23 protein-coding genes are annotated in these 25,579 nt (G+C 66.9%); 15 read left to right on the top strand and 8 right to left on the bottom strand.

The features are described 5' to 3' along the window. Positions 1-84 precede the first annotated feature (84 nt). Together murJ and CPY97_RS01025 are read right to left on the bottom strand one after the other, a co-directional pair. Positions 85-1,752 (bottom strand): murein biosynthesis integral membrane protein MurJ, encoded by a 1,668-nt coding sequence (gene murJ / locus CPY97_RS01030; protein WP_231923987.1) that lies wholly within the window; start codon positions 1,750-1,752, stop codon positions 85-87. Continuing rightward, positions 1,749-3,794 carry a DUF6049 family protein gene (locus CPY97_RS01025; protein WP_096420067.1) on the bottom strand — a complete coding sequence of 682 codons (2,046 nt, stop codon included), beginning with the start codon at positions 3,792-3,794 and terminating at the stop codon, positions 1,749-1,751. Before CPY97_RS01025 ends, murJ begins: the two co-directional genes overlap by 4 nt. Before the next feature lie 58 nt (positions 3,795-3,852). Here CPY97_RS01025 and CPY97_RS01020 point away from each other — a divergent pair, with 58 nt between their 5' ends. The 7 genes from CPY97_RS01020 (at position 3,853) to CPY97_RS00990 (ending at position 12,712) form a co-directional block, all read left to right on the top strand. Then, positions 3,853-5,295, top strand: a complete 1,443-nt coding sequence (locus tag CPY97_RS01020) for a CCA tRNA nucleotidyltransferase (RefSeq protein WP_096420065.1) — start codon at positions 3,853-3,855, stop codon at positions 5,293-5,295. A 133-nt stretch (positions 5,296-5,428) separates the two neighbouring features. Continuing rightward, on the top strand, positions 5,429-5,791 hold the full coding sequence (gene rpsF / locus CPY97_RS01015) for a 30S ribosomal protein S6 (RefSeq protein WP_096420063.1): 363 nt from the start codon (positions 5,429-5,431) through the stop codon (positions 5,789-5,791). Between the two features lie 4 nt (positions 5,792-5,795). Beyond that, positions 5,796-6,335, top strand: a complete 540-nt coding sequence (locus tag CPY97_RS01010) for a single-stranded DNA-binding protein (RefSeq protein WP_096420061.1) — start codon at positions 5,796-5,798, stop codon at positions 6,333-6,335. A gap of 53 nt (positions 6,336-6,388) precedes the next feature. Continuing rightward, positions 6,389-6,649 (top strand): 30S ribosomal protein S18, encoded by a 261-nt coding sequence (gene rpsR, locus CPY97_RS01005; protein WP_096420059.1) that lies wholly within the window; start codon positions 6,389-6,391, stop codon positions 6,647-6,649. 9 nt (positions 6,650-6,658) lie between these two features. Continuing rightward, positions 6,659-7,120: a 50S ribosomal protein L9 gene (gene rplI, locus CPY97_RS01000; protein ID WP_096420057.1), complete on the top strand. Its 462-nt coding sequence runs from the start codon at positions 6,659-6,661 to the stop codon at positions 7,118-7,120. Between the two features lie 418 nt (positions 7,121-7,538). Beyond that, positions 7,539-8,924 (top strand): replicative DNA helicase, encoded by a 1,386-nt coding sequence (gene dnaB, locus CPY97_RS00995; protein ID WP_419866109.1) that lies wholly within the window; start codon positions 7,539-7,541, stop codon positions 8,922-8,924. Between the two features lie 125 nt (positions 8,925-9,049). Further along, the gene (locus tag CPY97_RS00990) at positions 9,050-12,712 is read left to right on the top strand and encodes a P-loop NTPase fold protein (RefSeq protein WP_150129155.1); all 3,663 of its coding nucleotides are present in this window, start codon (positions 9,050-9,052) and stop codon (positions 12,710-12,712) included. Positions 12,713-12,736: 24 nt separating this feature from the next. Here the strand turns inward: CPY97_RS00990 and CPY97_RS00985 are convergent, their stop codons facing one another. Continuing rightward, positions 12,737-13,057 carry a hypothetical protein gene (locus CPY97_RS00985; protein WP_096420053.1) on the bottom strand — a complete coding sequence of 107 codons (321 nt, stop codon included), beginning with the start codon at positions 13,055-13,057 and terminating at the stop codon, positions 12,737-12,739. 356 nt (positions 13,058-13,413) lie between these two features. On the opposite strand from CPY97_RS00985, the gene CPY97_RS00980 reads away from it, so the two are divergent. From CPY97_RS00980 to CPY97_RS00955, 6 genes are read left to right on the top strand one after another with little or no spacing between them, the layout of a single operon-like run. Beyond that, a complete protein-coding gene (locus CPY97_RS00980) occupies positions 13,414-14,136 on the top strand; it encodes a TnsA-like heteromeric transposase endonuclease subunit (RefSeq protein ID WP_096420051.1) in 723 nt (240 codons plus the stop codon). Next, positions 14,133-14,546, top strand: coding sequence for a hypothetical protein (locus tag CPY97_RS00975; protein ID WP_096420049.1), 414 nt, complete (start codon positions 14,133-14,135; stop codon positions 14,544-14,546). The genes CPY97_RS00980 and CPY97_RS00975 overlap by 4 nt, the downstream gene beginning before the upstream one ends. 20 nt (positions 14,547-14,566) lie before the next feature. Next, positions 14,567-16,720 (top strand): DDE-type integrase/transposase/recombinase, encoded by a 2,154-nt coding sequence (locus CPY97_RS00970; protein WP_096420047.1) that lies wholly within the window; start codon positions 14,567-14,569, stop codon positions 16,718-16,720. Continuing rightward, complete coding sequence (locus tag CPY97_RS00965; protein ID WP_096420045.1) at positions 16,717-17,874, top strand: AAA family ATPase; 1,158 nt, start codon at positions 16,717-16,719, stop codon at positions 17,872-17,874. Before CPY97_RS00970 ends, CPY97_RS00965 begins: the two co-directional genes overlap by 4 nt. Continuing rightward, entirely contained in the window at positions 17,871-20,090 is a 2,220-nt protein-coding gene (locus CPY97_RS00960; RefSeq protein ID WP_096420043.1) for a TniQ family protein, read from the top strand. Before CPY97_RS00965 ends, CPY97_RS00960 begins: the two co-directional genes overlap by 4 nt. After that, on the top strand, positions 20,087-20,296 hold the full coding sequence (locus CPY97_RS00955; RefSeq protein WP_096420041.1) for a hypothetical protein: 210 nt from the start codon (positions 20,087-20,089) through the stop codon (positions 20,294-20,296). The genes CPY97_RS00960 and CPY97_RS00955 overlap by 4 nt, the downstream gene beginning before the upstream one ends. Before the next feature lie 421 nt (positions 20,297-20,717). Here the strand turns inward: CPY97_RS00955 and CPY97_RS00950 are convergent, their stop codons facing one another. Next, a complete protein-coding gene (locus CPY97_RS00950) occupies positions 20,718-21,524 on the bottom strand; it encodes a metallophosphoesterase (RefSeq protein ID WP_096420039.1) in 807 nt (268 codons plus the stop codon). 80 nt (positions 21,525-21,604) lie between these two features. Continuing rightward, the gene (locus CPY97_RS00945; protein ID WP_096420037.1) at positions 21,605-22,066 is read right to left on the bottom strand and encodes a zinc ABC transporter ATPase; all 462 of its coding nucleotides are present in this window, start codon (positions 22,064-22,066) and stop codon (positions 21,605-21,607) included. A 464-nt stretch (positions 22,067-22,530) separates the two neighbouring features. Here CPY97_RS00945 and CPY97_RS13215 point away from each other — a divergent pair, with 464 nt between their 5' ends. Together CPY97_RS13215 and CPY97_RS00940 are read left to right on the top strand one after the other, a co-directional pair. Beyond that, entirely contained in the window at positions 22,531-22,692 is a 162-nt protein-coding gene (locus CPY97_RS13215) for a hypothetical protein (protein ID WP_161494032.1), read from the top strand. Next, positions 22,689-22,934, top strand: coding sequence for a hypothetical protein (locus CPY97_RS00940; protein ID WP_096420035.1), 246 nt, complete (start codon positions 22,689-22,691; stop codon positions 22,932-22,934). Before CPY97_RS13215 ends, CPY97_RS00940 begins: the two co-directional genes overlap by 4 nt. Here the strand turns inward: CPY97_RS00940 and CPY97_RS00935 are convergent. From CPY97_RS00935 to CPY97_RS00925, 3 genes are read right to left on the bottom strand one after another with little or no spacing between them, the layout of a single operon-like run. Then, entirely contained in the window at positions 22,909-23,439 is a 531-nt protein-coding gene (locus CPY97_RS00935) for a YbhB/YbcL family Raf kinase inhibitor-like protein (RefSeq protein WP_096420033.1), read from the bottom strand. The two genes, CPY97_RS00940 and CPY97_RS00935, sit on opposite strands and share 26 nt — an antisense overlap. Before the next feature lie 20 nt (positions 23,440-23,459). Next, a complete protein-coding gene (locus CPY97_RS00930; protein WP_096420031.1) occupies positions 23,460-25,025 on the bottom strand; it encodes a GMC family oxidoreductase in 1,566 nt (521 codons plus the stop codon). Next, positions 25,022-25,543, bottom strand: a complete 522-nt coding sequence (locus tag CPY97_RS00925) for a hypothetical protein (protein ID WP_197702237.1) — start codon at positions 25,541-25,543, stop codon at positions 25,022-25,024. Before CPY97_RS00925 ends, CPY97_RS00930 begins: the two co-directional genes overlap by 4 nt. Positions 25,544-25,579 lie beyond the last annotated feature (36 nt).

The raw sequence follows: 25,579 nt of genomic DNA, 5'->3' as shown, positions 1-25,579 counted from the left end.
TATGGAAGGGCAAACCCAGTCTAGGTCGCGGGTATTCCGGCTCGGGCTGCTGTTCAGGGGATGGTCATTCCCGTCACCGACTGTTCACCGCCGGCGCAGGCGCTTGGCGACGGGGTCGACGAGCGCGGTGAACTCGGGAACGCGCAGCACGGAGAGCGCACCCGCGTAGGTGACCGTCATGGCTCCGCCGATCGCGATCATGGTGACGATCGCGGCGCCCACGTTCTCACGGGCCGCTCCCCCGTCGAATGCGCCCATCGTGACGGCCAGGGCGAGCCCGACGGCGCTGGCCGGAATGGCGGCCAGCGCGAAGAGGCCGGTGCGCTGGGCGGTCAGGCGCATCCCGATACCGCCGAGGCGCCTGCGCAATATTGCCAACGAGATCAGGGTCTGGGCGGTACCCGCGATGGTGGTGACGAGCGCGATCCCGGGCGCGATCCACGGGCTCGGCATCGTCGCGACGACAAGAGCGAGCGCCACAAAGATGCCGGACTGCGCCAGTTGGATGAAGAACGGCGTGCGCGTGTCATCGAGCGCGTAGAACACGCGCTGGGTGATGAACAGGGTCGAGAACGGGATGAGCCCGATGACGAACGCGACGAGGACGCGCGCCATGCCCTCCACGAGCACCGGGTCACTGCTGAAAATGCGTGAGAAGGGCCCGGAGACGACCGCGAGACCGATCGTGGCCAGCATCATGATCATCGTGATCGTGCGCAGGCTGGCCCCGATGTCGTCGCGCAGCAGGTCGCGGCGTCCGTCACGGGCGTGGCCGCTCATCCGGGTGAAGTAGGCAGTGCCGAGTGAGACCGTCACGATCGAGTGCGGCAGGATGAAGATCAGCCAGGCGAAACGCAACACGGCCAGCGACGGTTCCCCGTCGTCGGCCGCGAGCGAGGCGACACGGTTGTGGATGATGCCGGCGAGCTGCGTGACGAGGATCATGCCGAACACCCAGCCGGCCGCCTTGCCCGTCTGTGCGAGCCCCACGCCCCGCCACTGGAAGTCGGGGCGGTAGCGGAGCCCGGCCCGACGCCAGAACAGGAACAGGACGAACGCCTGCGCCGCGATGCCGAGAGTCGATGCGCCACCGAGCAGGGCCACCATGTCGGGCGTCCATACGCTCGCGTCGCTGACATCGCCCGAGAAGATCCACGCGAAGGTCAGCAGGCCGGCGATCATGACGATGTTGTTGACCACGGGAGCCCACGTGTAGGGGCCGAACACCTTCCGCGCGTTCAGCACCTCCCCGAGCAGGCTGTACAGGGCGAAGAACAGCACCTGCGGCAAGCACCAGTACGCGAGCGCGGTGGCGAGAGCCATGATCTCGGGCGAGAAGCCGCGCGAGCCGTCGCCGGCCTGCTCGGCGTACAGTGCCACCAGCAGTGGCGCGCTGACGGTGGCGACGACGGCGACGGCGAGGAAGACGACGAAGCCGAGCGTGATGATCTTGTTGACGTAGCGCGTGCCCCCGTCGGGGTCGGTGCTGGCCTTGACGATCTGCGGCACCAAGACGGCCGTCAGGATGCCGCCGGCGATGATCGCGTAGATGTTGTTCGGCAGCGTCGTGGCGAGCGCGAAGGCGTCGCCGGCGCCGGACGTGCCGACCACCTGGGCGAGGATGATCGCGGAGACGAATCCGAGGATGCGCGACACGATCGTCCCCGACGCGAGGAACAAGCTCGCGCGGCCGATCGAGTCGCGTCGACCGTCGCCCTCGGGGGCCGGGGTCGCGGCGGGGCCAGAACTCAACGCGTGCTCGTCTCGGTCGTGTCAGGGGGGCCGGTCAGCTCCGGTGCGGAGGCGTCGTCGGTGTCTGGTGCCGCTCCGCGGTCGGCGCGCGTCTGCCGACGGCGCCGGATGTCGCGCACGAGGCCGACGGCAAAGAGCAGGGCGATGATGCCCCCGATCGCGATGGTACCGGCGGTCTCCCACCCCGCCTGCAGGTTGAGCCCCACACCGATCGGGTTGCCGATCACCGCGCCGTCCTCGGCGCGCAACGATACGCGGATGTCGACGTCTCCGTTGACAAGGGATTGCACGGGAACGAGCGCGCGCACCTGCGAATTCGCCTCCACGATCGTCTCGACGCGCTGATCCTCGACGCGTAGCTGACCGGTTGCGGCTTCGACCCGCACGAAGACGCGCACGGCCACGGGAAGGCTGTTCTGCACGGTGACGGGCAGCGACGTGCGGTCGGCGAATAGCGTGATGGTGTTGCTCTCAACGACCTGCACGGCCGAGCGCAGCCGATCCGACTGGCCGCGGTAGCGGCCCTCCCCGGCCGCGGCGCTCTCGCCCCCAAGCGCGAGGGCGTCGAGCAGATCGAGTCGACGGTCGGCGAGCAGTGGCCCTGCGTCAAGAGCGATGCGGGCAAACTCGGCGTCGCCGCGCTCGAGTTCGAGCAGGGCGTCAAGCGCGGGCGTCGACGGGGTGGTGCTGTCGGCCGCCAGCGACGTGGGCTGCCCGTTCGCTCCCGCACCCGTGACGGGTGCGAGAGAGGCCGACCGCGCCCACGGCAGTGCCGTGAGCTCGTCGAGCAAGAGACCGACTTGCGCGCTCGGCGCAGCGGTGCGGTCGGCAATGCCGACGAGCGGCGTCGCGGAGGCGGACGCGCTCGCGAGCAACGCGCTCAGTTCGGCGACGGCGGCGCGACGCACCTGAGTGCTCGTCGATGCGGCGACCGCCCGCACCGCGTCGGTCGTGAGGTCGTCGGCCACCACGGTGCGTAGCGACTCGGTGATCGGCCTGGCGACGCCTGCCCCGCCGTCCACGTCGGTTGCGCGGGCGAGCACGACGCGCGCGCCCTCTGTCTCGAGCGGATCGATGGCGTCGGCCCCGAGGCTCCCGTCGGCGGGCCAGACCCACCCGGTCAGGGCGTGTGGCCAGTTCGTCAGCTCGTCGAGGGTCGCGGTTGGCTCACCGTCGTCACCCAGCACGACGGAGCCGGCGCCGAGCGTCGGCGGGCTTGCCACCTCCAACGTTCCGACGGCGGCCAGCGGGTCGGCATCCGACCAGCGCAGAGCGAAGGTTTCGAGTCCCGAATCGGCAAGCCTGGCGAGCCAGGCCGTGGCGCTCGCCGGAGCTGCCTCGCCGAGCACACGGATCGAGGCGAGGATGCGCGGGTCGACACCCAGCGCGACCCCCCCGCCGAGCGCCGTGTCCAGCGTGCGCGTCAGCCGTCCGTTAGGGGCGGTGAGGGCGGTCAGCTGGTCGGCGTCGAGGAAGCGACCTCGTTCATCCGGTGCGGTGAGCGGCGCGATGACGGCGATGCCGGAGCCCGCCGCGGTGGTGCCTGCCGGCTGCCCGACGATGGCGGTGCGGTCGTGGGCGAGCGCCGCGCCCTCTGCTGAACTCACCGACACGCCGGCAGCCCGCACGCCAAAGCGCTCGTCGAGGTCGATGTCGTCGGCGGGCACCGTCAGCGAGGCGACGACGGTCGCACCGGGCGCGATCGTGACGAGCGGGGTGGTGGCGACAATCGGTCCGGTCGGGGGGTCGTCGTCGCGCAGCCATCCGCGCACGGCGGACTGGTCGATGAGTGGTTCGAGCGTCAGGTGCAGTCGCGCCGTCGCGCCCGCAATGGGCTCGGCAGTGCCGTTCGTCACTGTGACGCGAACCTCCAGGTCGGCGTCGTCGCGCAGCACCCCCGCGTCGGCAGGCGCCGCGACGACCGTGATCGTGCTGGTCGCGACGTCGGCGGTGGTCGTGGTGGACGGTGCGACGAGTGGGCCCACCGCGAGCGAGAGGGCGACGGCGGCCCCGGCGACCCGGCGGCCGCTCAGCCTGGGCACGCCAGAACCTTCGACGCCCGCAGCCCGACCATGACGGGAAGTCTAGACTCTGGGGACTATGGAGAGCGTGGCCCAGGCCGTCAGCCGACTGCGCGAGCTCGCCGCCGCCGAACCCCTGGCCACCCTTGCCCAGCGCTTCGCTGCGGCCGGTCACGAGCTTGCACTGGTCGGCGGTCCCGTGCGCGACGCCTTCCTCGGTCGTGGCGTGCACGACCTCGACTTGGCGACGTCGGCGCGACCCGACGACATCATTCGCATCATTCGACCCGTCGTCGATGCCCACTGGGACATCGGCCGCGACTTCGGCACGATCGGCGCACGCATCGGCGATGACACGGTGGAGATCACCACCTACCGCGCGGACGAATACGACCCCTCGAGCCGCAAGCCCGAGGTGGCTTTCGGCGACACGCTCGAGGGCGACCTGCTGCGTCGCGACTTCACCATCAATGCGCTCGCCCTGCGCCTTCCGCAGCTCGAGCTGGTTGACCCCACCGGTGGCTTCGACCACCTCGTCGCGGGGCTGCTCGTCACCCCCACCACTCCAGAACGCTCCTTCGGCGACGACCCCCTGCGCATGCTGCGCGGCGTGCGCTTCGCCGCGCAGCTGGGTGTGACGATCGACGAGGCGGCGCTCCAGGCGATGACGGCGATGCGGGGCCGGCTCGAGATCATCTCGGCCGAGCGCATCCGCGACGAGCTCGTGAAGCTTCTCGCGACGGCGTCACCGCGCCGCGGACTCGAGCTGCTCGTCGCAACGGGCCTTGCCGACTACGTGCTACCGGAACTGCCTGCGCTGCGGCTCGAGATCGACGAGCACGCGCACCACAAAGACGTCTACGAGCACTCTCTGACGGTGCTCGAACAGGCCATCGATCTCGAACAGGCGCGGGGTGAGAAGGATGCGCCGGCCGACACGATTCTTCGGCTTGCGGCGCTGCTCCACGACATCGGCAAGCCGGCAACGCGCAAGATCGAGCCGAACGGCGCCGTCACCTTCCATCATCACGACGTCGTCGGCGCGAAGATGGCGAAAAAACGCCTGACCGCGTTGCGCTTCGACAAGGACACGATCACCGCGGTCGCGCGTCTCATCGAGTTGCACCTGCGCTTCTTCGGCTACGCCGACGCGCCCTGGACCGACTCAGGAGTGCGGCGTTACGTCCGTGACGCCGGGCCCGTGATCGAGCGCCTTCACATCCTCACGCGCGCCGACGTGACCACGCGCAACAAGCGCAAAGCCGCCCGGCTGAAGAATGCCTACGACGAGCTCGAGCAGCGCATCGTCGAGCTCGCCGAACAGGAGGAGCTCGCGGCCATTCGGCCCGACCTCGACGGCGAGCAGATCATGCGGATCCTGGGGCTTCGTCCGGGGCCCGAGGTGGGGGCGGCGTACCGCTACCTGCTCGAGGTGCGGCTCGACGAAGGCCCGCTCGCGGCCGACGTGGCCGAGCAGCGGTTGCGCGACTGGTGGAGCGCGCGCGGTGACGATTCCCGCTGAGTGGCGGCGAGCATCCCTGATCGACTACGCTGTCACGGTTGTCTGCGTGCACTCGCGCGCCGGCACGTGATGCCATAACCCTCCTGCTGCAGACCGTCTGCAGCCGTTCGAGTCCGAAGGAGGTGGGTGAGTCATGCATCAGTACGAATTGATGGTCATTCTCGACCCCGAGATCGACGAGCGCACCGTCGCTCCGAGCCTCGACAAGTTCCTCGGTGTTGTTCGCAACGCCGGTGGTTCCATCGAGAACGTCGACATCTGGGGCAAGCGCCGTCTTGCCTACGAGATCAACAAGAAGAGCGAGGGCATCTACGCCGTCGTCAACTTCACCGCCACGTCAGAAGCCACCGTTGAGCTCGACCGCCAGCTGAAGCTCAGCGAGGCGGTCATGCGCACGAAGGTGCTGCGTGCCGAGGAAGCGATCGCGAACCTCGCGGCCGCGAAGGCAGAAGCCGACGCCAAGGCCGAGCGCGCCGCCGCAAAGGCCGCGGAGTAAGCCCGTGGCCGGCGAAACCGTCATCACCGTGGTCGGCAACCTGACCGCCGACCCGGAGCTGCGGTACACCCAGAACGGCCTCGCGGTGGCGAACTTCACCATCGCCTCGACGCCGCGCACCTACGACCGTCAGTCGAACGAGTGGAAGGACGGCGAAGCGCTGTTCCTCCGCGCGAGCGTGTGGCGCGACTTCGCCGAGCACGTCGCCTCGTCGCTGACGAAGGGGATGCGCGTGGTCGCGCAGGGACGCCTCAGGCAGCGTTCCTACGAGACCAAGGAAGGCGAGAAGCGCACGACGATCGAGCTCGACATCGACGAGATCGGCCCGAGCTTGCGCTACGCGACCGCCCAGGTCACCCGTTCGTCGGGTGGCGGCGGAGGCGCGGGCCAGATGGGCGGCGGAAACCGTGGCGCTGCCGCGATGACCGACGAGCCCTGGGGCGCGCAGTCGTCGCAGAACTCGGGCGGCGCTGGCGGAGGCGCGGCCTCCGGTGGCGACGTCTGGAACACGCCGGGCTCGTACTCGGACGACACTCCGTTCTGATCCGGCACGCCCGGATCCACATCACTCAGATCTACAGGTAAAGGACAACCACAATGGCTGGCAAGAGCAGCGGCGACCGCCGCAAGCCTCGCGGCGGCAAGGGCGCGAAGAACGCCGCCCCCGCAAAGGCGATCAAGGTTGGCGTCATCGACTACAAGGACGTCGCCACTCTCCGTAAGTTCATCTCCGAGCGCGGCAAGATCCGCGCCCGCCGCATCACCGGTGTCTCGGTGCAGGAGCAGCGACTGATCGCGAAGGCCGTGAAGAACGCCCGCGAAATGGCCCTGCTTCCGTACGCGGGCGCTGGACGCTAAGGGGTCACGATGTCGAAGCTCATTCTCACGCAGGAAGTGTCGGGCCTTGGCTCGGCCGGTGACGTCGTCGAGGTCAAGAACGGGTACGCCCGCAACTACCTCATCCCCCAGGGCTTCGCCGTGGCGTGGAGCCGCGGCGGCGAGAAGCAGGTTGAGTCGATCAAGGCCGCTCGCGCCGCGCGCGAGCACGCCACGATCGAGGAGGCTCAAGATCTCAAGCTGCGCCTCGAGGCGAACCCTGTCACCCTCACGGTGACGGCGGGCGCCGAAGGTCGCCTGTTCGGCTCGGTGAAGACCGGCGACGTGGCCGCCGCCGTCGAGAAGGCCGGAATCGGCTCGATCGACAAGCGCCTCGTCGAGCTCGTGGCTCCCATCAAGACGGTGGGCACGCACGAGGCGATCCTGAAGCTGCGCGACGGGATCGTGGCGACCATCACGCTGAACGTGGTGGCCGACAAGAAGAAGAAGTAGGGCTTTTCCGCCCCGAGCGGTACCCGCGGCCTGTGCCGCGGGTACCGTTTTTTTGTGCCTCCTGTCAAGAGTTTTCGCGCACATTCCTCCACAGCAATCGCGCACGTCTGCCAAGCTTCAGGTGGCGGTTGAAGCCTGTTTTTCCACACACGGTGTGGACAAGAAAACGCCTGGTCAAGTGGATTTGAGGTGGGTTATCCCCGCTGTCATCCACAGGCCATTCCACATTTTCCCCACACGACGCGCGGGCGTTGTCCGCAGGTTTCCCCAGGTTTATCCACAGGGGGTATTTGAGGGGCGGAGCGACGCGTCCCTAGGGTGAACCGTCGTCGACCCCGAGACCTCGCCGTGTGTGCTCACGCGTGTGTCGGTGCTCGCGCGTATACAGGTTGCACCCCGCCAACAGGAAGGCTCCTCCGTGTCGATTGCCCACATCTCGTCCGCCATCGATCCGCGCGCGGGTGATGGTCGAGAGGGTGAGCGTCGCGCCGAGCGCACTCCCCCGCACGACCTCCTTGCCGAGCAGAGCGCCCTCGGCGGCATGTTGCTCAGTAAAGACGCCGTCGCCGACGTGATCGAGGTTGTTCGCGGCATCGACTTCTACGTGCCGAAGCACGAGATCATCTTCGACGCCGTCATGTCGCTGTACTCACACGGCGAGCCCACCGACGTCATCGCGGTCGCCGACGAACTCACGAAGACCGGCAACCTGACCCGCGCCGGCGGCGCCGACTACCTGCACACCCTGACCGGGCTCGTGCCGACCGCGGCCAACGCTGGCTTCTACGCCTCCCTGGTGGCCGAGAAGGCCGTGTTGCGTCGACTCGTCGAGGCCGGCACCCGCATCGTGCAGATGGGCTATGCCTCCGAGGGCGAGGTCACCGACCTCGTGAACAACGCACAGGCCGAGATCTACGGCGTGGCCGGGGGCACGCAGTCCGAAGACTACGTGCCGCTCACGCAGGCGGTCGGCGAAGCCATCGACGAGATCGAGGCAGCGAAGGGCCTCGACGGCAAGATGACGGGGGTGCCCACGGGGTTCGCCGACCTCGATCAGCTGACGAATGGCCTGCACGGCGGACAGCTCATCCTGATCGCGGCGCGACCCGCACTCGGTAAGTCGACGCTCGCGCTCGACCTGGCCCGCGCATCCGCCATCAAGCATCAGCAGCCGACGATCGTGTTCTCGCTCGAGATGGGGCGCAGCGAGATCGCGATGCGCCTGCTGTCCGCCGAGGCGTCGATTCCCCTGCACGCGATGCGCAAGGGAACGCTCGAGGGTCGCGACTGGACGGCGATCGCCGCCACGCGCGGCCGCATCGCTGACGCTCCGCTCTACATCGATGACAGCCCCAACATGACGCTCGTCGAGATTCGCGCCAAGTGTCGGCGCCTGAAGCAGACCGTTGGGCTGAAAATGGTCGTGATCGACTACCTGCAGCTCATGACCAGCGGCAAGCGCGTCGAGTCGCGTCAGCAGGAGGTCAGCGAGTTCTCGCGGGCCCTGAAGCTGATGGCGAAAGAACTGCAGGTTCCGGTCGTCGCCCTCTCGCAGCTGAACCGCGGGCCCGAGCAGCGCGCCGACAAGAAGCCCGCGATCAGCGACCTGCGCGAGTCGGGGTCGCTCGAGCAAGACGCCGACATGGTGATCCTCCTGCACCGCGACAGTGCCTACGACAAAGAGAGCGCCCGCCCCGGCGAGGCCGACCTCATCGTCGCGAAGCACCGCAACGGCCCGACCGACACCATCACGGTCGCCTTTCAGGGCCACCTCTCGCGCTTCGCCGACATGCCGCGGGTGTAGCGGCTGGCCGTGTAGGTTCCACGCGAAGATGGCATTTTCCACGGGTAGTTGGCATGCATTTGGCATTTGTGCCAAGTGCCGTGGACACCGTCGACCGTGTCCGTGTCTTTGATCTGGAGTGAGTGATGTCGGACGCGGTGTCGAGTAGGGATGGCCTTGGTCTGGTGCCGTTGGTGCCGGAGCATGTGGCCGAGCAGCACCAGATGTACAGCGACGAGCTTGTCTCGTTGCTCGAGGATGACCCACGTCGTGCGCGCGTGTGGAACATTGCTCTGACCGGTGGTTATGGGAGCGGGAAGAGCAGCGTTCTGGCGGGAGTACGTGATCGGCTGCCGGCGAGGGTTGTGGAGATCTCGCTGTCGTCGCTGAGCGATGTCGGCGTGCAGCCGTTCGACAAGCAGAGCAACGAGCTTACGAACTACATCCAGAAGGAGATTGTCAAGCAGCTTCTGTACCGTGAGCGCCCGAGCAGGGTGCCCGGGTCTCGCTTCCGGCGCATCAGTCGACTGCCGAAACGGCGCGCGGCGCTGACATCCGTTCTGATGGGAGTGCTGGTTGTCGCGGTGTTTTGGGTCACGGGCTGGGGTGCACCGCTGCAGCTGGGCCCGGACGAGGAGTGGCGTCGTCCCGTGATCCTGGCTGTGATCGGTCTGATCTCGGCCGCCGCTGCCTTCACTGCGCAGGTGTTGCTCTCGAACAGGGTGAGGATCGACAAACTCGGCACCGCGGCGACGTCCGTGAGTTTGACCGGTGACGCTGAGGGCAGCTACTTCGACGAGTACCTCGATGAGATCGTCTACTTCTTCGAGATGACCGGGCGCGATGTCGTGGTCATCGAGGACCTGGACCGCTTCGAAGACCCGAGCATCTATGCGTCGCTGCGTGAGCTGAATACGCTGCTCAACTCCTCCGGCCAGCTACGCAACAGGCCGGTCCACTTCATCTATGCGGTGCGGGACAGCATCTTCGAGGACCTGGAGGAAGCGCGCCGCAAGCGCGCGGGTGAGGAAGCTCCCGGCGCCACGGACGTGGACCCGGGTGTATGGCAGGCGGATCGTGTGCTGTCGGAGCCGGCGACGCAGAGGACGAAGTTCTTCGAGCTTGTCATCCCGATCGTCCCGTTCATCACGCACCGCTCTTCAGCGGACCTGCTGTCCGAGATGATGCGGAGGATCGACCCTGAGGTGTCCTTCGATGTGATCCGCGTTGTCGCAAAGCACGTCACCGACATGCGACTTCTGCACAACATCGCCAACGAGTATCGGGTGTTCCGCGCGCGCATCATCGCCCCCGGCGCCCTGCGCGGCCTCACCCCGAGCGGCCTGTTCGCTGTCGTCGCCTACAAGAACACCCACCTGCAGGACTTCGAGCAGATTCGCGTGGGCGCGAGCGTCTTGGACACGATCTACCGACGGTCGCGGCGCATCATCACCGCGGGACTGGCGACCCTCGCAGACTCACTCGCAGAGCTTGAGGCCTCGCAGGTGCCTCATGTCGCGACGACGGATCGTGCCGAGCAACTCGGCGCGGCCTTGCAGCGCATCGTGGAACGCTGGCTTCTACGGATGGGCCGCCGTTCACACGATGTGACGTACTGGATTGCCGGACGGCAGTGGACGATCAACGAGGTCATGACGGTTGAGTTCTGGCAGGCAGCGATAGATTCCGGTCGGCCGGTCGAGATCCGCGACCCCTCGGATGCCGCGTTCACCCTCAGCGCATCGGATCTGCGCGATGACCTCGGCTCGTTGGTCCCCACCAGCTGGATAGCACGCGCGTCCGGGGATTCGCATCGGGCGATCGAGAAGATCCGCCAGGATCAGCAATGGCTTCGCACAGCCGACTTCGTCGACTTAGCCGAACCGCGGATTCCGCTGGAACTGGACGGGGAGGACGTCGACTTCGCCGCCTGGGTGAAGGCGACCGTCGTCCGTGACCCGCTTCTCACCGATCTGGTCTGTGACGGCCGGCTTGATCGGAATTACCCGCTCTACGCGTCGCAGTTCTATGGTGTCGTCGCGTCCGCAAGAGCGATGACCTATGTCGTCCAGCACCTGCAGACCGAGAGCCCGGACACCAACTTTCCACTCTCCGCGGACGAAGTCATCACGGTGCTGTCGATGGGTGGCGAGCATGTCTTCGAGTCCATCGGCATCTTCAACGTTGCCATTTACGATCATCTCCTTGCCGATGACGACGCGCGACTTGACACGAACGTGCGGCTGCTCGCCACGGGGAACACCGAGGGCGTCGCGTTCCTGAAGGCCTACCTGCGGCAGGGCGCCGACCCAACGAACCTCGTCCGAAGGCTCGCTCCTCACTGGACCGCGATCTTCGACTTCCTCGAGGCGGACCTTGCTGACCTGCTCGAGGTGAAGGACTCCCTCGTAACGGCTGCCTTCTGCGGGGTGGACCCGGAGCTGGATTACCACCTGTCGGACCCGGTGAAAGGAACGATCGCCGCGACGCGCCTGGACGTGCCCGAGCTGGTCGATCCCGCTCGTTCACCACAGCGGGCTGTGGCAGCGCTGCAACGCCTCGGCGTCCGCCTCCCCGCTCTGGACGGACTGTCTCGCTCGGCGCAGGAGGCGGTGATCGCAGCACGCCAGTATGACGTGACCACAGCCAACCTCGAGGTGGCCGTCGGCGAGGGCGAGAACATCTCGCTGGACACGATCCTGAACTTGGATGATCCGACCTTCGACCACGTCATGCATTTCTTCGACGATTACCTGGCCGTGCTCGATGAGACCCAACGGCCGAGCGTCTCCGCCGCGGAGATGATCGTCGAGGTGATGTCCGCGGTCGAGCGCGCCGCGCCTGGACGATCCATCGACGTGGAGAAGCGGATGCCCCGAGAGCTCCGGGTCGATGACATCCATGATGTGCCCGAGGATGTGCTCGCGACGCTGGCCGCGGGGGGCCGGTTCCCGCTCACCTTCGCGAACGTGACCAGCTACATCAGCGACCGGGCACCCGATGACCAACTGGTTTCCTACCTTCAAGCCTCTCCAGACCTTGAGGTCCCGACGGATGCGGACGTGGGCCAACGGCACTCGTTGGCCGCGGCGATCGTGAACGAGCGTGAGCTGACCGTGGATGTACGGGTCCGCCTCGTGGGGCAGCTGGTCGACATCGTGCAGGTGACCCGGGAGACGTCCCGGGAACCAGAGCTGATCGCCGCGCTGATGCGCGCAAGCCTGCTCGACGACAACGCCAACACCTTCAACACGCTTGCCCGCTCGGTCGCGGCGCAGGAGGCGTTCGTCGCCACGTCCCCCACCGTGACCGAGTACTTCCTGTCGCTGACCCTCAGCGAGCCACTCCTGGCGCGCCTGGTCGGCAACCCGCACGTTCCCGACGAGATCAAGGTCGCGATCGCCGAGAATCTTCCGGGCAATCCTGCATGGCAAGGCGTGGACGTTGCAGAAGCGCTGGGCGAGTGGGCGCAGGTCAGACCCTTCGTGTTCCCCGCCGACACCGTCCAGGTCATCCACAATCAGGCGGCTGCGACCCGCGCAAAGGTCGCGGTGCTCAGTAGTAGCGCGGCAAGCCTGGGATTCGAAGCGGTTGTCGCTCACGTCCGTGCTCTACCTGAGCCCTACTCGCGCCTCGTGGAGCGCAACCGCGGGTACGTCGATATCCCAGCCTCGCCCGATTTTGCGCCGACACTGGATGTGCTTGAGGCGGACGGGGCAGGGCCGGTTTCGTCGTGGACAGCAGACCCGCACAACACTCGCGTGTGGATGAGGCACCCGCTAGACGAGGGCAGTGCGGACCCCGGTTGAGCCGTCGGACCTGCGTCTCCTGGTTCAGCTTGCTTGCGCCCGGTCGGTGGCTTCGCGATCCCGTGTGTACTGGCTCGCGGCCTCCCACCATGGGTTCTCTCGAACGCGGTAAAGGATGGTCCGTTCCCCCGGGACGCGTTCGACGAACTCGATGAACTTCGCGCGTAGCAGCTTCTGGATGAGGGGGTGCACGATGCCGGGAGACAGGCGTGTGGCGTCGGCGATGAGCTTGGATGAGAATGTCTCGCCATGAAGCGAAGCGATCTCGACCATGACTGTGACCATGTGGCTGTTTCCGAAGACCAGCCGGGAGTCCTCCGGCGCGATCGGCTCAACCATCGTCATGTCCTTGAGTGTCGCACACCCGGTCCCGTGAAGCCTCAATCTGAGCCGAGAATCCGCGGGTCGACGACCCCTATATTTGTTGGGCTGAGGGTGTGTTATCTATGTGACATACACTACAGTGAACGTCACATTCACTACTACCTAATTCGGGAATCGGGTATACCGAAGAAGGCCCGAAGTCAACTGTGTATTCCTGAATCGTAGAAGCCGATTTCATGTGAGTGGCGTGCATTCCGTTGCCGGTTGTGCAGCGACCACGATGGCGACATGTTCACCGCCGGCCACCGAACCCCGAAGGGGCCTCTGAGTCAGTTCGGGTTGATGGGGCCGCAGGGGACGGCGAAGGTCGTAGTGCGGTGACCGGGCCGGCGTCGATGGTCCGGATCCGCAGGTCGGAGGATCTCGTCGACGTCTTCTCATTGGGGGACGTGCGGCTGCGCATGTTCGACACGGCGGTTCCGTGGCGGGTGTTCCGCTGGTACAGGAAGCAACGCCACTTCTCCGGCAGCTACTGGTCGGCGACGATGGACGCCCCGGTCGGGTACGAGTCACGACTCGAGTACGCGAATCTCCTATTGACTGACTTCGACCCCCGAGTGGAGTGGATCCTCTCGCAGCCCTTCCTCATTGAAGGCCTCGACCGGGGGACGCCCCGCAAGCACATCCCCGACTACCTCATCACGCACACGGATGGCTCGGTGTGCGTGGTGGATGTGAAGCCTGCCGAGAAGCTGCAGTTGCCGAAGGTGCGGGACTCGTTGTCGTGGTCGCGGCGCGTGTTCGAAGCGCACGGGTGGGAGTACCGGGTGCAGTCGGAACCGGACCGGGTGCTGCTGGCCAATGTGCAGTTCCTCGCCGGATACCGGCGCCGGTTCCAGTTCGTCGACGCGGAGATCGCCGCGGTCATTGACGAACTGCGAACTCCGATGACGTTCGGGGAAGCGGCACGCGCCGCCGCCCCGATCGCGGGTGACCCGCGGGCCGCTCGTTCCCTCGTGCTGCATCTGCTGTGGACAAGGCAGCTGCGCACGGACCTCACCCACCTGTTGAACACGACAACCCTCTTGGAGCCGACATGAGCAGCCACGAACTCTTGCGCCGCGGGAGCACCTTCACCCACCGAGGCGAACCTTTCACGGTGGTCCGTGTTCTGGGCGGAACCGTGGTCGTCCGAGATCGCGGCGGACACATCCGCCGCCTCTGGACCGAGCAGGTCCTCGAGGACATCGCGACGCGGAAGGCTCCCGCAGCGTCGGCGGTGGAGTCGTGCTCGGACGCGACCCTTCAGGCGTGCGCGGCGCTTGGCCTGACACCCCCGAGGCGCCGCACTGCGCCAACTGATCGGGAGAGAGCGGTCGCGTACCTGCACGATGTCGACGAGTATGCCCACGAAGTTTTCGGCGAGCGAGTCGATCGTCGCAGTGTTCCGGCGCGGCCGGTCGTTCACCTGTTCACTGCACCCGAGACCACCCCGCCGCAGGCGGCGTGACACCAAATAGGAGAGCGATTATGAGCACGACATGGACGCTGCAGGCCGGATCGGATCTCGTCTACGACGGTGAGCCGTGCACCATCGTGGAGATCTGCGATGGTGCCATCATCACCCGCGACCGGGCCGGCCGGTCGCGCCGCCTGCGAATGGTGGATGTGCTGCGACCGCCGAACGAGGGCGGTCGAGCCCACATTCCCGGCCGCACCCGGGAGGAGGAACAGGGGACACCGTTGGCGGTGATCTGGTCGGATGCGACCGACTCCGTCAAGGCGAGGTCCGCGGAACGGTCCGATCACATCCGTGAAGTGCTTACCGGGTACAAGTCCGGCACGAACGACATCGCCCGCGAGGGCGAACCACGCCTCGAATTCCATCCCTCACGCAGCCTGAGCGAACGGGTCGCCGCGAAAGCCGTCGAACTCGGGAAGGGAAGACGGACCATCGCACGGTGGGTCGCTCAGTACAAGGACGCTGGTGAAGTGGGGATGGTGGACTGCCGCAGCGCCCAGCCGGGGATGTCGTTGGTGAACTTCGATGACCGGTGGGTGACGGCGGCGCGAGAGGTGATCGACGAGCAGACAGCGGAGTCGAAGGTCGCAAAGAGTGTCATCATCGGCCGCGTCCACGCGCGCGTCGAGCGTACCCACGGGCCGGGTGTGGTGTCGGAGCCATCTCGCAGCGCCGCCTACAAGATCCTCGACGAGCTCAGCCGCGGTCTGGCCACCTTCACGGGCAGTACGAAACGCAAGCGATCCAACGCGAATCGTCCACCGGCACCCTACGGGCGACTGTCTGCGACGAGGCCGGGCGAGTACGTGCTGATGGACACCACCCCGCTGAACGTATTCGCGGTCGCCCCGGTGACGGGGAAGTGGGTGTGCGCGGACCTGACCGTGGCGATGGACCTTTACTCGAGGTGTGTCCTCGGCGTGCGCCTCACCCCCGGTTCGACCAAGTCGATCGACGTCGCAGGGGTGCTGATGGAGACGTGCCAGCCGTTCGACACCCCGCCGGACTGGGGCACTTCCGCACGATGGCCCTATCACGGCCTCCCGGGTACCGTGCTGGTCGATCCGACCAGGACGAGGGTTCCGCGGTTCGTGCGCGCCGGGATTCTGCCTGAGACGATCATCGTCGACCACGGCGCCCCCTACCTGTCCGAGCATGTCACCAGTGCGTGCGCCCGTCTGGGGATCTCGATCCAGCCGGCGAGGATCTACCAGCCGACCGACAAGAGCCCGGTGGAGCGGTTGTTCAAGACTCTCGACACGTTCCTGCAGGAGCTCCCGGGATACAAGGGCGCCGACGTGTCTGGCCGGGGGGAGGACGTCGAAGGCGAAGCCGTCTACACGGTCCCGCAGCTGGAGCAGATCATCCGCGAATGGATCGCCACCGTCTACCACGTCCGACCGCACGACTCTCTTGAGGACTCCAGCCTGCCGGGTGTGAAGCTGAGCCCCGCCGAACGCTACGACCAGGGCGTCGCCGTGGCCGGCCGGCTGCGGCTGCCGACTGACCGCAACGTCCTCCTCGAGCTGCTCCCCGTGGTAAAGCGGCAGTTCAACCACTATGGCGTGGAGATCCACAAGCTCCGCTACACCGGCGAGTCGGTCGCGAAGTACCGCAACCGTGCCCGGTCCATCCGCCGCGATAAGGGCACGGAGTGGCCGTTCGTGGTGAACCCGGACGATCTGACGAAGATCTACTTCCACGACCCTGAAGATCACACTTGGCACACGCTCGAGTGGGAGCACAAGGGCGCGTTCGATGTGCCGTTCAGCCTGGACGCGCTGGAGTATGCGAAGAAGATCGCGATCCGGCAGGGCCGCCCCTCCCAGGTCGACGACGTCGCCGCGCAGCTGCTCGAGGACTGGGGCGCCGGCCGTGGGTTGACCCCGTCGGAGCGGCGGATGAGCTCCCGGATGGCAGCCCGGCTGGATGAGCAGAACCCAGACCCCGAGGGCGTGTGGTCGCTGCGCACCGTGCAGCGGATGCTCGACGCGGAGCTCACCGCAGGATCTGACCTCGCGTCCGAGCTGACCGGTTCTGTCCGCGATCCCCGCAGGCGGGTCGACCTACCCGAGACCGGGGACGACGATGATGCGGACGACATCGACGATCCCATGATCCGGTCGGACTATCACTTCGACCCTATGGAGATGCTCCGATGACCACTCCGACCATTGAGCCGCAGTTCTCGGTGCGGCAGCGGAGTCTGTCCACGTATGAGGGGTGGAAGGACTTCGCCGAACGTCTACCCCGGCCGCGCCCAGAACAGCTCACGCGTGAGCAACTCGCTGCGCTACCCGCTCACGAGCGGGCCGGATATGACTTGGAGCGACGGGTGTGGCACGCGAACATCCTGCTGCGCACCCGACAGGTCGAGGACATCGAGCTCCAGCTCGCGGACATCCTCGACTCCAACCTGCAGGACTCCGACCGGGTCAAGTCCGCCGCGGCGATCGACGCACCGCCTGCATTGGGGAAGTCGACGGTGGTGAACAACTTTGGTCGTGTCTTCCATCAGCAGCGGGTCGCGGAGGCCGGGGACTGGCTGGACACGGACAGGGATGTGCGGCACCTGCCGGTGTGCCATGTGACGCTGACGGGGAGGCTGACGATCAAGGGTCTGCACATGATGATCCTCGGCTTCTACGCCCACCCCGCCACCGCCGGCATCCTCCACCGGTCGATGGCGGGCAGAGATCTGGCGCGGGCGGCAGCGGAGTGCATCGAACGCCACGACACCCGCCTGGTGATCGTCGACGACCTGCACTTCCTGAACATGCGCACCCGCGACGGGGTCGAGGTCGCGAACCAGCTGAAGTGGCTCGCTAACGAGTACAACGCAACCTTCTTGTTCGCCGGTGTCGCTCTTCGCGCCCGCGGCCTGGTCGGTGAAGGGGAGACCGGTAAGGAGGCGGCGATGGCGCAGACCTTCCGCCGGTGGACCGTGCTCGGGTTGAGCCCGTTCACCCTCACCCACAAACGAGCAAGGGAGGAGTGGGACCGGCTGCTGTTCGGCATCGAACAAGCCCTCGTCCTCACCGACGCCCGCCCCGGCATGCTGGTCGACCTGTCCCGATACCTGTTCGCCCGGACCACCGGCAACATCGGATCCTTGATGGACTTGATTCGTCGCGGCGCATCCCGGGCGATCCGCACCGGGCGAGAGGCCATCGACCGGGAACTGCTCGACGACATCCGCATCGATGAAGGCGCCGAGACGGAACGCCGCGAGCTCGAGGCGAAGCTGGAACAGCAACTTCGAAACCAGAGAGCACGCCGCCGCAAGAACCATGACGGCGGGGCGGCCGCCGCATGAGCAAGACGACCGCAACGCGTTCTGACGAGGTGCGAGTACTGCCGTTTCGGGTGCGGCCGCTGCCGGATGAGCCGTTCGACTCGTGGCTGGAAGTGATGGCGGCCACCTATGGCGCGACGATGAATGAGATGGCATGCGCGCTTGGTCTGATCGAGCAGAGGAAGGGTTCGGCTGTTTCGACGACCGCGTGGATGGCGGACGGGTGGGCCACGGCGCTGACCGATGAGCAGGCCGCCCGGCTCGAGGCGTCGACCGGGATCCCGGCGGGTCAGTTCCAGGAGATGACGAGGATGCGGTTCGCGCATCACGCGATCCGGTACACCCGGCAGGGACGGATCAGCGCGCGGTGCCCCGCGGGAGGGACCGCGGGGCGTTACTGCCCGGAGTGCCTCACCGACTCAGGTGGGCGGTGGCGGATGTCGTGGCAGTTTCCGTTCGGGTTCGCCTGTCCTCGCCACCGTCGCCTGCTGGTCGATCGGTGCCCCGCCTGTGATCTGCCCGCCCGCCATCGTGCGCACCCGCTTGCGCTCGTCCCAGCTCCGGGCAGGTGCCACAACCCCGTCGTGGGTCCGCGGAGGGGTCCGCAGGCGAGCCGGTGTCGCGCAGACCTCACCGTGGACACGACCCGCACCCCTGTGCCGCAGGCGGTGCTGGATGCGCAGCGGGCGATGATGCGGATCGTCTCCACCGGTCAGGCGCGGTTCGGGATCTATGCGGACGCACCGCAGCCAGCCGTGCCGGTGCTGGAAGATGTTCGGCTCCTGGCCCGTACCGCCCGGGACGCGATCGTCGACGGCGACAGCATCGACACCGGCCCACTCGGGCAGGAACTTGTGGGGCTGTTCAAGACGAGCGAGGACTGGACGACGGCGATCCGGGCGCGACCGGACTCCGCCGTGGGCGCCGCTGTCGGTACCACGCTCGGCCACGGTGCGTTGACTGATCCGGACGCGGTCCGCACCCTGCTGCAGGGGCGGCTGGCACAGAGCACGTCGTACACCGCGCACACTCCGCAGTTGCAGACCCTGATCGCGGCGGCGCTGGGTCGTCGCCGCCGACCCACCGTGTTCCTGCAGTCCGCACCGGCGTCCGGGGTCGGCCCGGCGGAGCGAGCGCGGAAAGTGCCCGCGCAGTTGTGGGTCGACTGGATCAGCCGTTATGCCCCGCTGCGGGTCGAGAACGAGATCGCGGCGTCCGCGTTGGCAGCTGCGGTCGTTTTCACCGGCACCCGCCTGACCCACTCCGCAGCTCTTGCGCTGCTCGATCCGCATGCCCCCTCACGGCGGGTGACTCATGTGATGCGCGAGCTTGGCCGCAGTTTGCACGACGCCGACACGTTGCATGCAATGCTGCGGCTGGCTGCGTTCCTGGACACCCACGACGTGCCGATCGACTACACCCGACGTCGACATCTCGACTACACCGAACTATTGCCCGAATCCGAGTGGGGGCGGCTGTGCCGGGAGGCGGGGGTGTCACCCGGGAGTGGACGTCGATGGCGCCTGGCACGTGCGTTCCTGTACCAGAAACTCTCCGGGAATCCGCTGCGCGCGATGCCATCGGGGTGGGACGCAGCAAGGGTGAGCCCGCCCGCCGTCGCACGATTCGCCGAGGAGCTTCCCGCAGCGGTGCGGGCGCAACTCGACCAGATCTCCGCCGAGTTCCTCGTCGCCAACGGCATCCAGGAGCCAGTCGCCTGGACGCCCGAACCCGTCGATCAGCTCCCGGAAGACGGTCCTCAGATCCGGCCGGCATCGTGGCCGCCCAGCCGCCCGGCGCGGGCCACGGCCGCAGACGCCATGACCCCAGATCAGCTGGCGCAGGCGTACGCGGCGGGAGCCACGACGTACGAGATCGCCGCGGAAACGAGAGTGTCCCGGCAGACCGTTGGCCGCATCCTCGCCGACGCGGGTACGCGGACGCGACGAGGACGGCCCCGCACCTTCAACTTCGATCTCCACTGGCTGCGCGATCTCTATGAGACACAGCACCTCACCATCGCGCAGATCGCGCAGCGCGCCGGATGCAGCGAGATGACCATCAACCGGCACCTGCACGCCGCCGGCATCGCAGTCCGACCGCGTGGGGGCGCGCGCACCGACCGATCCTCATGCTCGCCCCGCAGGCGCCCCGCCCCGCCGTGGACTCGGTCGCCGTATCTCAGCCGAGTGATCGACGAGTACCCGAACGCCGGACAGACGAAGGACGCATCATGACTGAGAAGAAGCGAACCTCTCGCCGGCTGCAGCACGCAGCCCGGGAACGCATGAAGGCGACAGGAGAGAAGTACACCACGGCGCTGAAGGCGGTGATGGATGCGGAACCGTCGACGAGCCCCGCCCCGCTGCGAGATCAGAGCGACGAGCTTGCCCCTCCCGCCGACGCGCAGCACACATCCAACGACGCCCGCCACCGGTCCTGAGTCCGGCGGTTTCGGGCTGATGGTCGAGGGAACGGAGGGCGTGCTGTGTGGAACGACGCCGGGTGGAAGGACAAGCCGTGGTCGGCGCCGCACCTGGCCCCGCTGTTCACGGAGCTCACCGCTGACGATACGGCGCCCGTTTGGGCGCGTCGCGCGGTGAAGTTCATCCACCGCTACACGAGGGAGCACGGTCGGGCACCGACCTTCCGGGAAGTGTTCACCGAGCTCGCTACGCAGGACCGGGATGCTCAGGCGCACCAGGATGCGTGGATGTCGCCCTCGGTGCGATACCTGACGATGGTCCACTGGCGCCGCCGCGGATGGATCCGCTTTCGACGCGAGCCCCGGACCCTCCGATCCGGCCCCGCGGCAGGTGAACTGTTCATGCCAAAGCCACCCGAGACGCGCCGAAGCTGCAGTCCTAGCCCTGGGTCAGGTTCGGGGGCGGGTTGGGGTGAGAAGACTCGAGCGCGCTGAGGAGTTCCTCGAGTGCGGTCCGCAGCTCGTTGTAGCCCATCAGGTAGAACATCGTGTCGGAGTTCGAGGTTTCGGTGGCGTCGAGGTCCGCGATGACCTCACGGGCTTCACGGATCGCCACCTCGAGCCACGGCTCGACGTCGCGCAGTGTGCGGATCCACGCGTCGATGACGGTGAACGGGAGGGGGGCGTAGCCGTGGGCGTCGACGCCGACGTGGAACTCGTGTCCGTTCGGGCCGTGGTCGCGGGCGTGGGTGTGGCCGTGCAGCAGCGGGATCCCATCGTCCCAGCGGGGCCGGTGGGTGGTGTGTCGGTCCGACTCCTGAGAGTCGCCCTTGTAGGGGTAGTGGGAGGCGAGGATCCGGTACCCGCCGCGGGTGCCTTCGATGACCTCCGGGAGGATGGTCCACCCCGCCGCCTCGTAGAGCGGCGCGAAGCGTTCGATCGCGTTCTTGGATTGGGTGGCCGGCGATACCCGGTCGTGGTTGCCGGGCACCAGGTAGCGGCGGCCGTTCAGGTGCGCGGTCAGACCGATCGACTCCTCGATCGGGCCGAGCGCCACGTCACCGAGGTGCAGCACCACATCGGACGGGCCGACCGTTTCGTTCCACCGGCGGATCAGCTCGGCGTTCATCTCCTCAATGCTCGTGAACGGGCGTTCCGCGAGCTCGCTGATCCGGGCATGGCTGAAGTGGGAGTCAGCGGTGACGAAGTCGACCTGATCAAAGTCGAACCACGAGTACTCACTCACGGCGGTTCCCCCTCGCAGGTCACGGATGTGTTGCAGAATCTAGCGATGTCTAGCGTTTCAGTAGACCCCGATAGATGTCGCTAGAGTTCGTCGAGATCGATCCCGAACCTCCGGGCGAGGTCGGCAAGCGGGACCTCCTCGCCGTCGGCGGGACGTTCCCGGACGATCCGCGCGATATCCTCCTCCTCGGCCGCGTCCTCGGCATCGGCGATCGCCGTCAGCTCCTCGAGCAGAACCTCGACTGGCGTGCCCTCGGCTGCCGCGCGACGTCGGATCTCGGCGGCGGCGTGGGCGAGGGTGTACATCCGCTCCCACGGGTGATCACCGTGCCGGGCGATCGCGACCGTGTCGCGGGTGTAGCTGCGCTCCTCCCCAGGGACGAGCCACCTCTCGGTGCCGTCCGAGGCGAGGAAGAAATCCACGTAGCAGTTCCCGCACGGCATCCGGTAGACCCCAGGTTCGGTGGGCGCGGACTCGGTGCTGCGCGCGATCATGTCGCGGATGATCCGCTCCCAGTCGACGTTGCTGTCACCGTGCGACACGGGTGCCCCCTTTCAGGCAGAACAGAGCAGTCTGTCACGCAGGTGACGCCGTGTCTACACGGCGAGTCGCTACAGATCGGCGGCAACGTCCTGCAGCGCTGGTCAGCGCGACGCGCTGGGCCGAATCCCGGCATCCTCGCCATCTTGGGCGGAAACCTACACATCTGTAAGTTTCACGCGAACTTACAGTTGCCGCAGGCAGTTGGCAGGCATAGGGCAGCGCTGACCACTTGTCGTGGACGATTGCGTTCCCGCTCGTGGTCCGTGTGAGCGAAGCAAGGGGGCCTCCGAGCAGCGCACACGGGAGATCGCCTCTCGCGAGCCCCGGGCGGTACACCTTCGTCGTACCAGCGTTAGGTCGGCAGGGGCCACTGGCTGTTCGCAAAGTGATGGTCACTCTGCCAGAGGAGCTTTCGAGATCGTGGGAACGCGCCCGCGCAGTCGAGCATCGCACCCGCTCGGAAGTGATCCAGGAGGCGCTGCGGACCTATTTCGGTGAGGCTGTCTACGTGCCCAGCGATGAGGAGCGGCGTCTGTTCACCGCTGCGTTCGACGAGGCGGCGCAGACTCCCGAGCGGATCCGCGATTGGGACCAGGTCCGCGCGGCGTTGCGCGTCGAGCAGTGACGGTCCGGCTCTCCCGACTGGCGGTCGGCGATCTGGCTGAGACCCGCGACCACCACCGCGCGATCGGCGAGAACCTGGAGCACAGGTTCCTCGACCAGCTCGACCTCGTCATCGACCGGCTGCTCAGCTTCCCGAACGGCGCGGCCCCCGATCGACAACTGTCGCGCCTTCGTGCACGCGCGGTCGTCAGATCGCTGATCATGGTCGTCGTGGCGTCTAAACCGCCTCCCACCAGGGCGTGATCACGGCGCGTGCGAGGGTGTGTCCGGAGAGATTGAATCCGAGGAACGCAGGAGTGGCGGAGGGGTCGATTCCAAGGGTCTCGACGTCGAGGGCATGGATCGCGATGTAGTACTTGTGCTTGCCGCTGCCTTTGGGAGGTGCTGCGCCGAGGTACTGCTTGAGTCCGGCGTCGTTCGCGAGTTGCCATGCGCCTTCGGGTAGGCCTGACCCTTCCGCGTCTCCTGCGCCTGCGGGAAGCTCGGTGACGTGGGCTGGGATGTCGGCGACCGCCCAGTGCCAGAAGCCGCTGCCGGTGGGGGCCGTGGGGTCGTACACGGTGACGACGAAGCTCTTGGTCTCGGGCGGGAAGGCGCTCCAGCTCAGCTGGGGTGAGACATCCTCTCCGCCGGCGCCGAAGATGCCGCTGACCTGCGGGGAACGCAGTCGCGCGCCGTCGGCCGGGATGTCCGTGCTGGTCACGGTGAAGGCCGGTACTTCGGCGATTGCATCGTAGGGAGTGGTCATGAGGGTTCTTCCATTCTTTGTTACAGCTCGTGCTTGGCGAGCTTGTCGGCGATGTAGTCGGCCTGCCGGATGGCAAGGGCGACGATGGTAAGTGTGGGGTTGGCGGCGGCGCCGGTCGTGAACACCGAGCCGTCGCTGATGAACAGATTGGGCACGTCATGGGCTCGGCCCCACTTGTCGACGACGCCCTCGGTGGGCTTCGTGCTCATCCGTGAGGTGCCGAGATTGTGAGTCGAAGGGTAGGGAGGAGTGCGGTGTGTGCGGGTGGCGCCGACTGCCTCGTAGAGCTCAGCGGAGCGGGTGTACGCGTGTTCGCGCATGGTCACGTCGTTGCGATGGTCGTCGAAGTGGACGTTCGCGACAGGCAGGCCGTTCTTGTCCTTCACGGCTGCGTCGAGGGTTACCCGGTTGGTCTCCTGTGGCAGGTCCTCCCCGACGAGCCACATCCCGGCGGTTCGGGCGTAGGCATCCATGAACGATGTGAAGTCTCGCCCCCATGCGCCGGGAGTGAGGAACTTCGCCAGGAACGCGGGACCGAGTGCGATCGTCTCCATGTAGTAGCCACCGGAGAATCCGCGGCTGGTGTCGTGCACGGACTCGTCTGCGATGAGGCCTGCCATCGTTTCGCCGCGGTAGAAGCGGACCGGGTCGTCGAACTGCGCGTAGGTCGAGCCCGTCATGTGCCGCATGTAGTTCCGCCCGACCTGTCCGGAGGAATTGGCGAGACCGTCGGGGAACAGCGGTGACTCGGACAGCAGGAGCAATCTGGGGGTTTCGATGGAGTTGCCAGCAACGGCGACCAGGCGTGCTCGTTGACGGTGCAGCGCCCCGCTGGCGTCCAGATAGAGGACTCCGTCGGCGCGGCCCTTGGCGTCGTGTGTGATGCGGATCGCTTGCGAGTCCGGCCGCAGGTCGAGAAGGCCCGTGGCCTCAGCGCGAGGGATCTCCCGGACGAGGATGCTCCACTTCGACCTGTTCTTGTCGCCCTGGAAGTTGAAGCCGTCCTGGATTGACGCGGGACGCCCGTCGTACTCTTCCGCGTTCGTCGCGTACGGCCCCGTCGCGTAGTGCTTGTAGCCGACGCGCTTGGCCCCCTCGGCGAACACCTTGTAGTTGTTGTTCGCGGGGAGAGGCTTGCGACCGTGGCGATGCGTTGAGCCCATCGCGATCTCGGCGCGATCATAGTAGGGGGCGAGGTCGTCGAGGTCGATCGGCCAGTCCAGCAGGCTCGAGCCGTCGATGTGCCCGTATGCCGTGCGGGCTTTGAACTCGTGAGCCTTGAACCGCGGGGTTGCGCCCGACCAGTGCGTCGTGGAGCCGCCGACCGCTTTCACGATCCAGGCGGGAAGGTTCGGGAAGTCCTGCGCGATCCGCCAGGATCCGGAGGTCGTGCGCGGGTCGGTCCAGGCCAGCTGGCTGAACGACTCCCACTCGTCGTTGACGTACTCCTCGTTGCGAATGTAGGGACCGGCCTCAAGAAGTACGACGGGGATGCCCTTGGCTGTGAGTTCGTATGCGAGTGTGCCCCCGCCGGCACCGGAGCCGATGATGACGACGGCTTCGTCGTCGTATGCGATGGTGCTCATTTCGCGGCCGCCTTCTTGATCTCGTTGAATGCCACGTCAATGCCGGGCACCGGTGGGGAGTACTCCAAGAGAGGCTCGCCGTCGTACTCGGTGATCCTCGGTTCCGGTAGCCAGTCGAGGTCGGCGAAGCCCCGGTTGAGGTAGCCGCCCTTGTCGAATGACGGACCCTCATAGCCGAGGAGCTCCCACGTGTCGGCGTCGCTGTAGAGGGTGACGACACTGCTCGTCAGCAGGGTCCGGAAGAACTCTGTGTGCTGGAGGCGCTGCAGGATGTCGCTCAGCGCATCGACGCCGACCTTGCCCAGTTCACCGCCGGCGAGGGACTGGAGGCTGCGCAGCCCTTCCTCGACGACCCCCTGCTGATGCGGCGAACTCGTGACGGCGACGAGGATGGCCTGTGCGGAGCGGAGGTAGGGTCCGTCCGCCAGGTTGTCGTGCGGAAAGATCGCCCGGATGACTCGGGCGAGATCTCCGGCGGATGGCGCGGGCGCTGTCGCTTCCGCTGTTGTTGTTCCCACGTGGATCTCCTTCGATTCGGGTGGATGGGTGGGCGG

Source organism: Microcella alkaliphila, from assembly GCF_002355395.1.
In the GTDB taxonomy this organism is placed as follows: Bacteria; Actinomycetota; Actinomycetes; order Actinomycetales; family Microbacteriaceae; genus Microcella; species Microcella alkaliphila_A.
The sequence above is the reverse complement of the archived record's forward strand: the minus strand, read 5'-3'. Positions and strand labels throughout refer to the sequence as shown.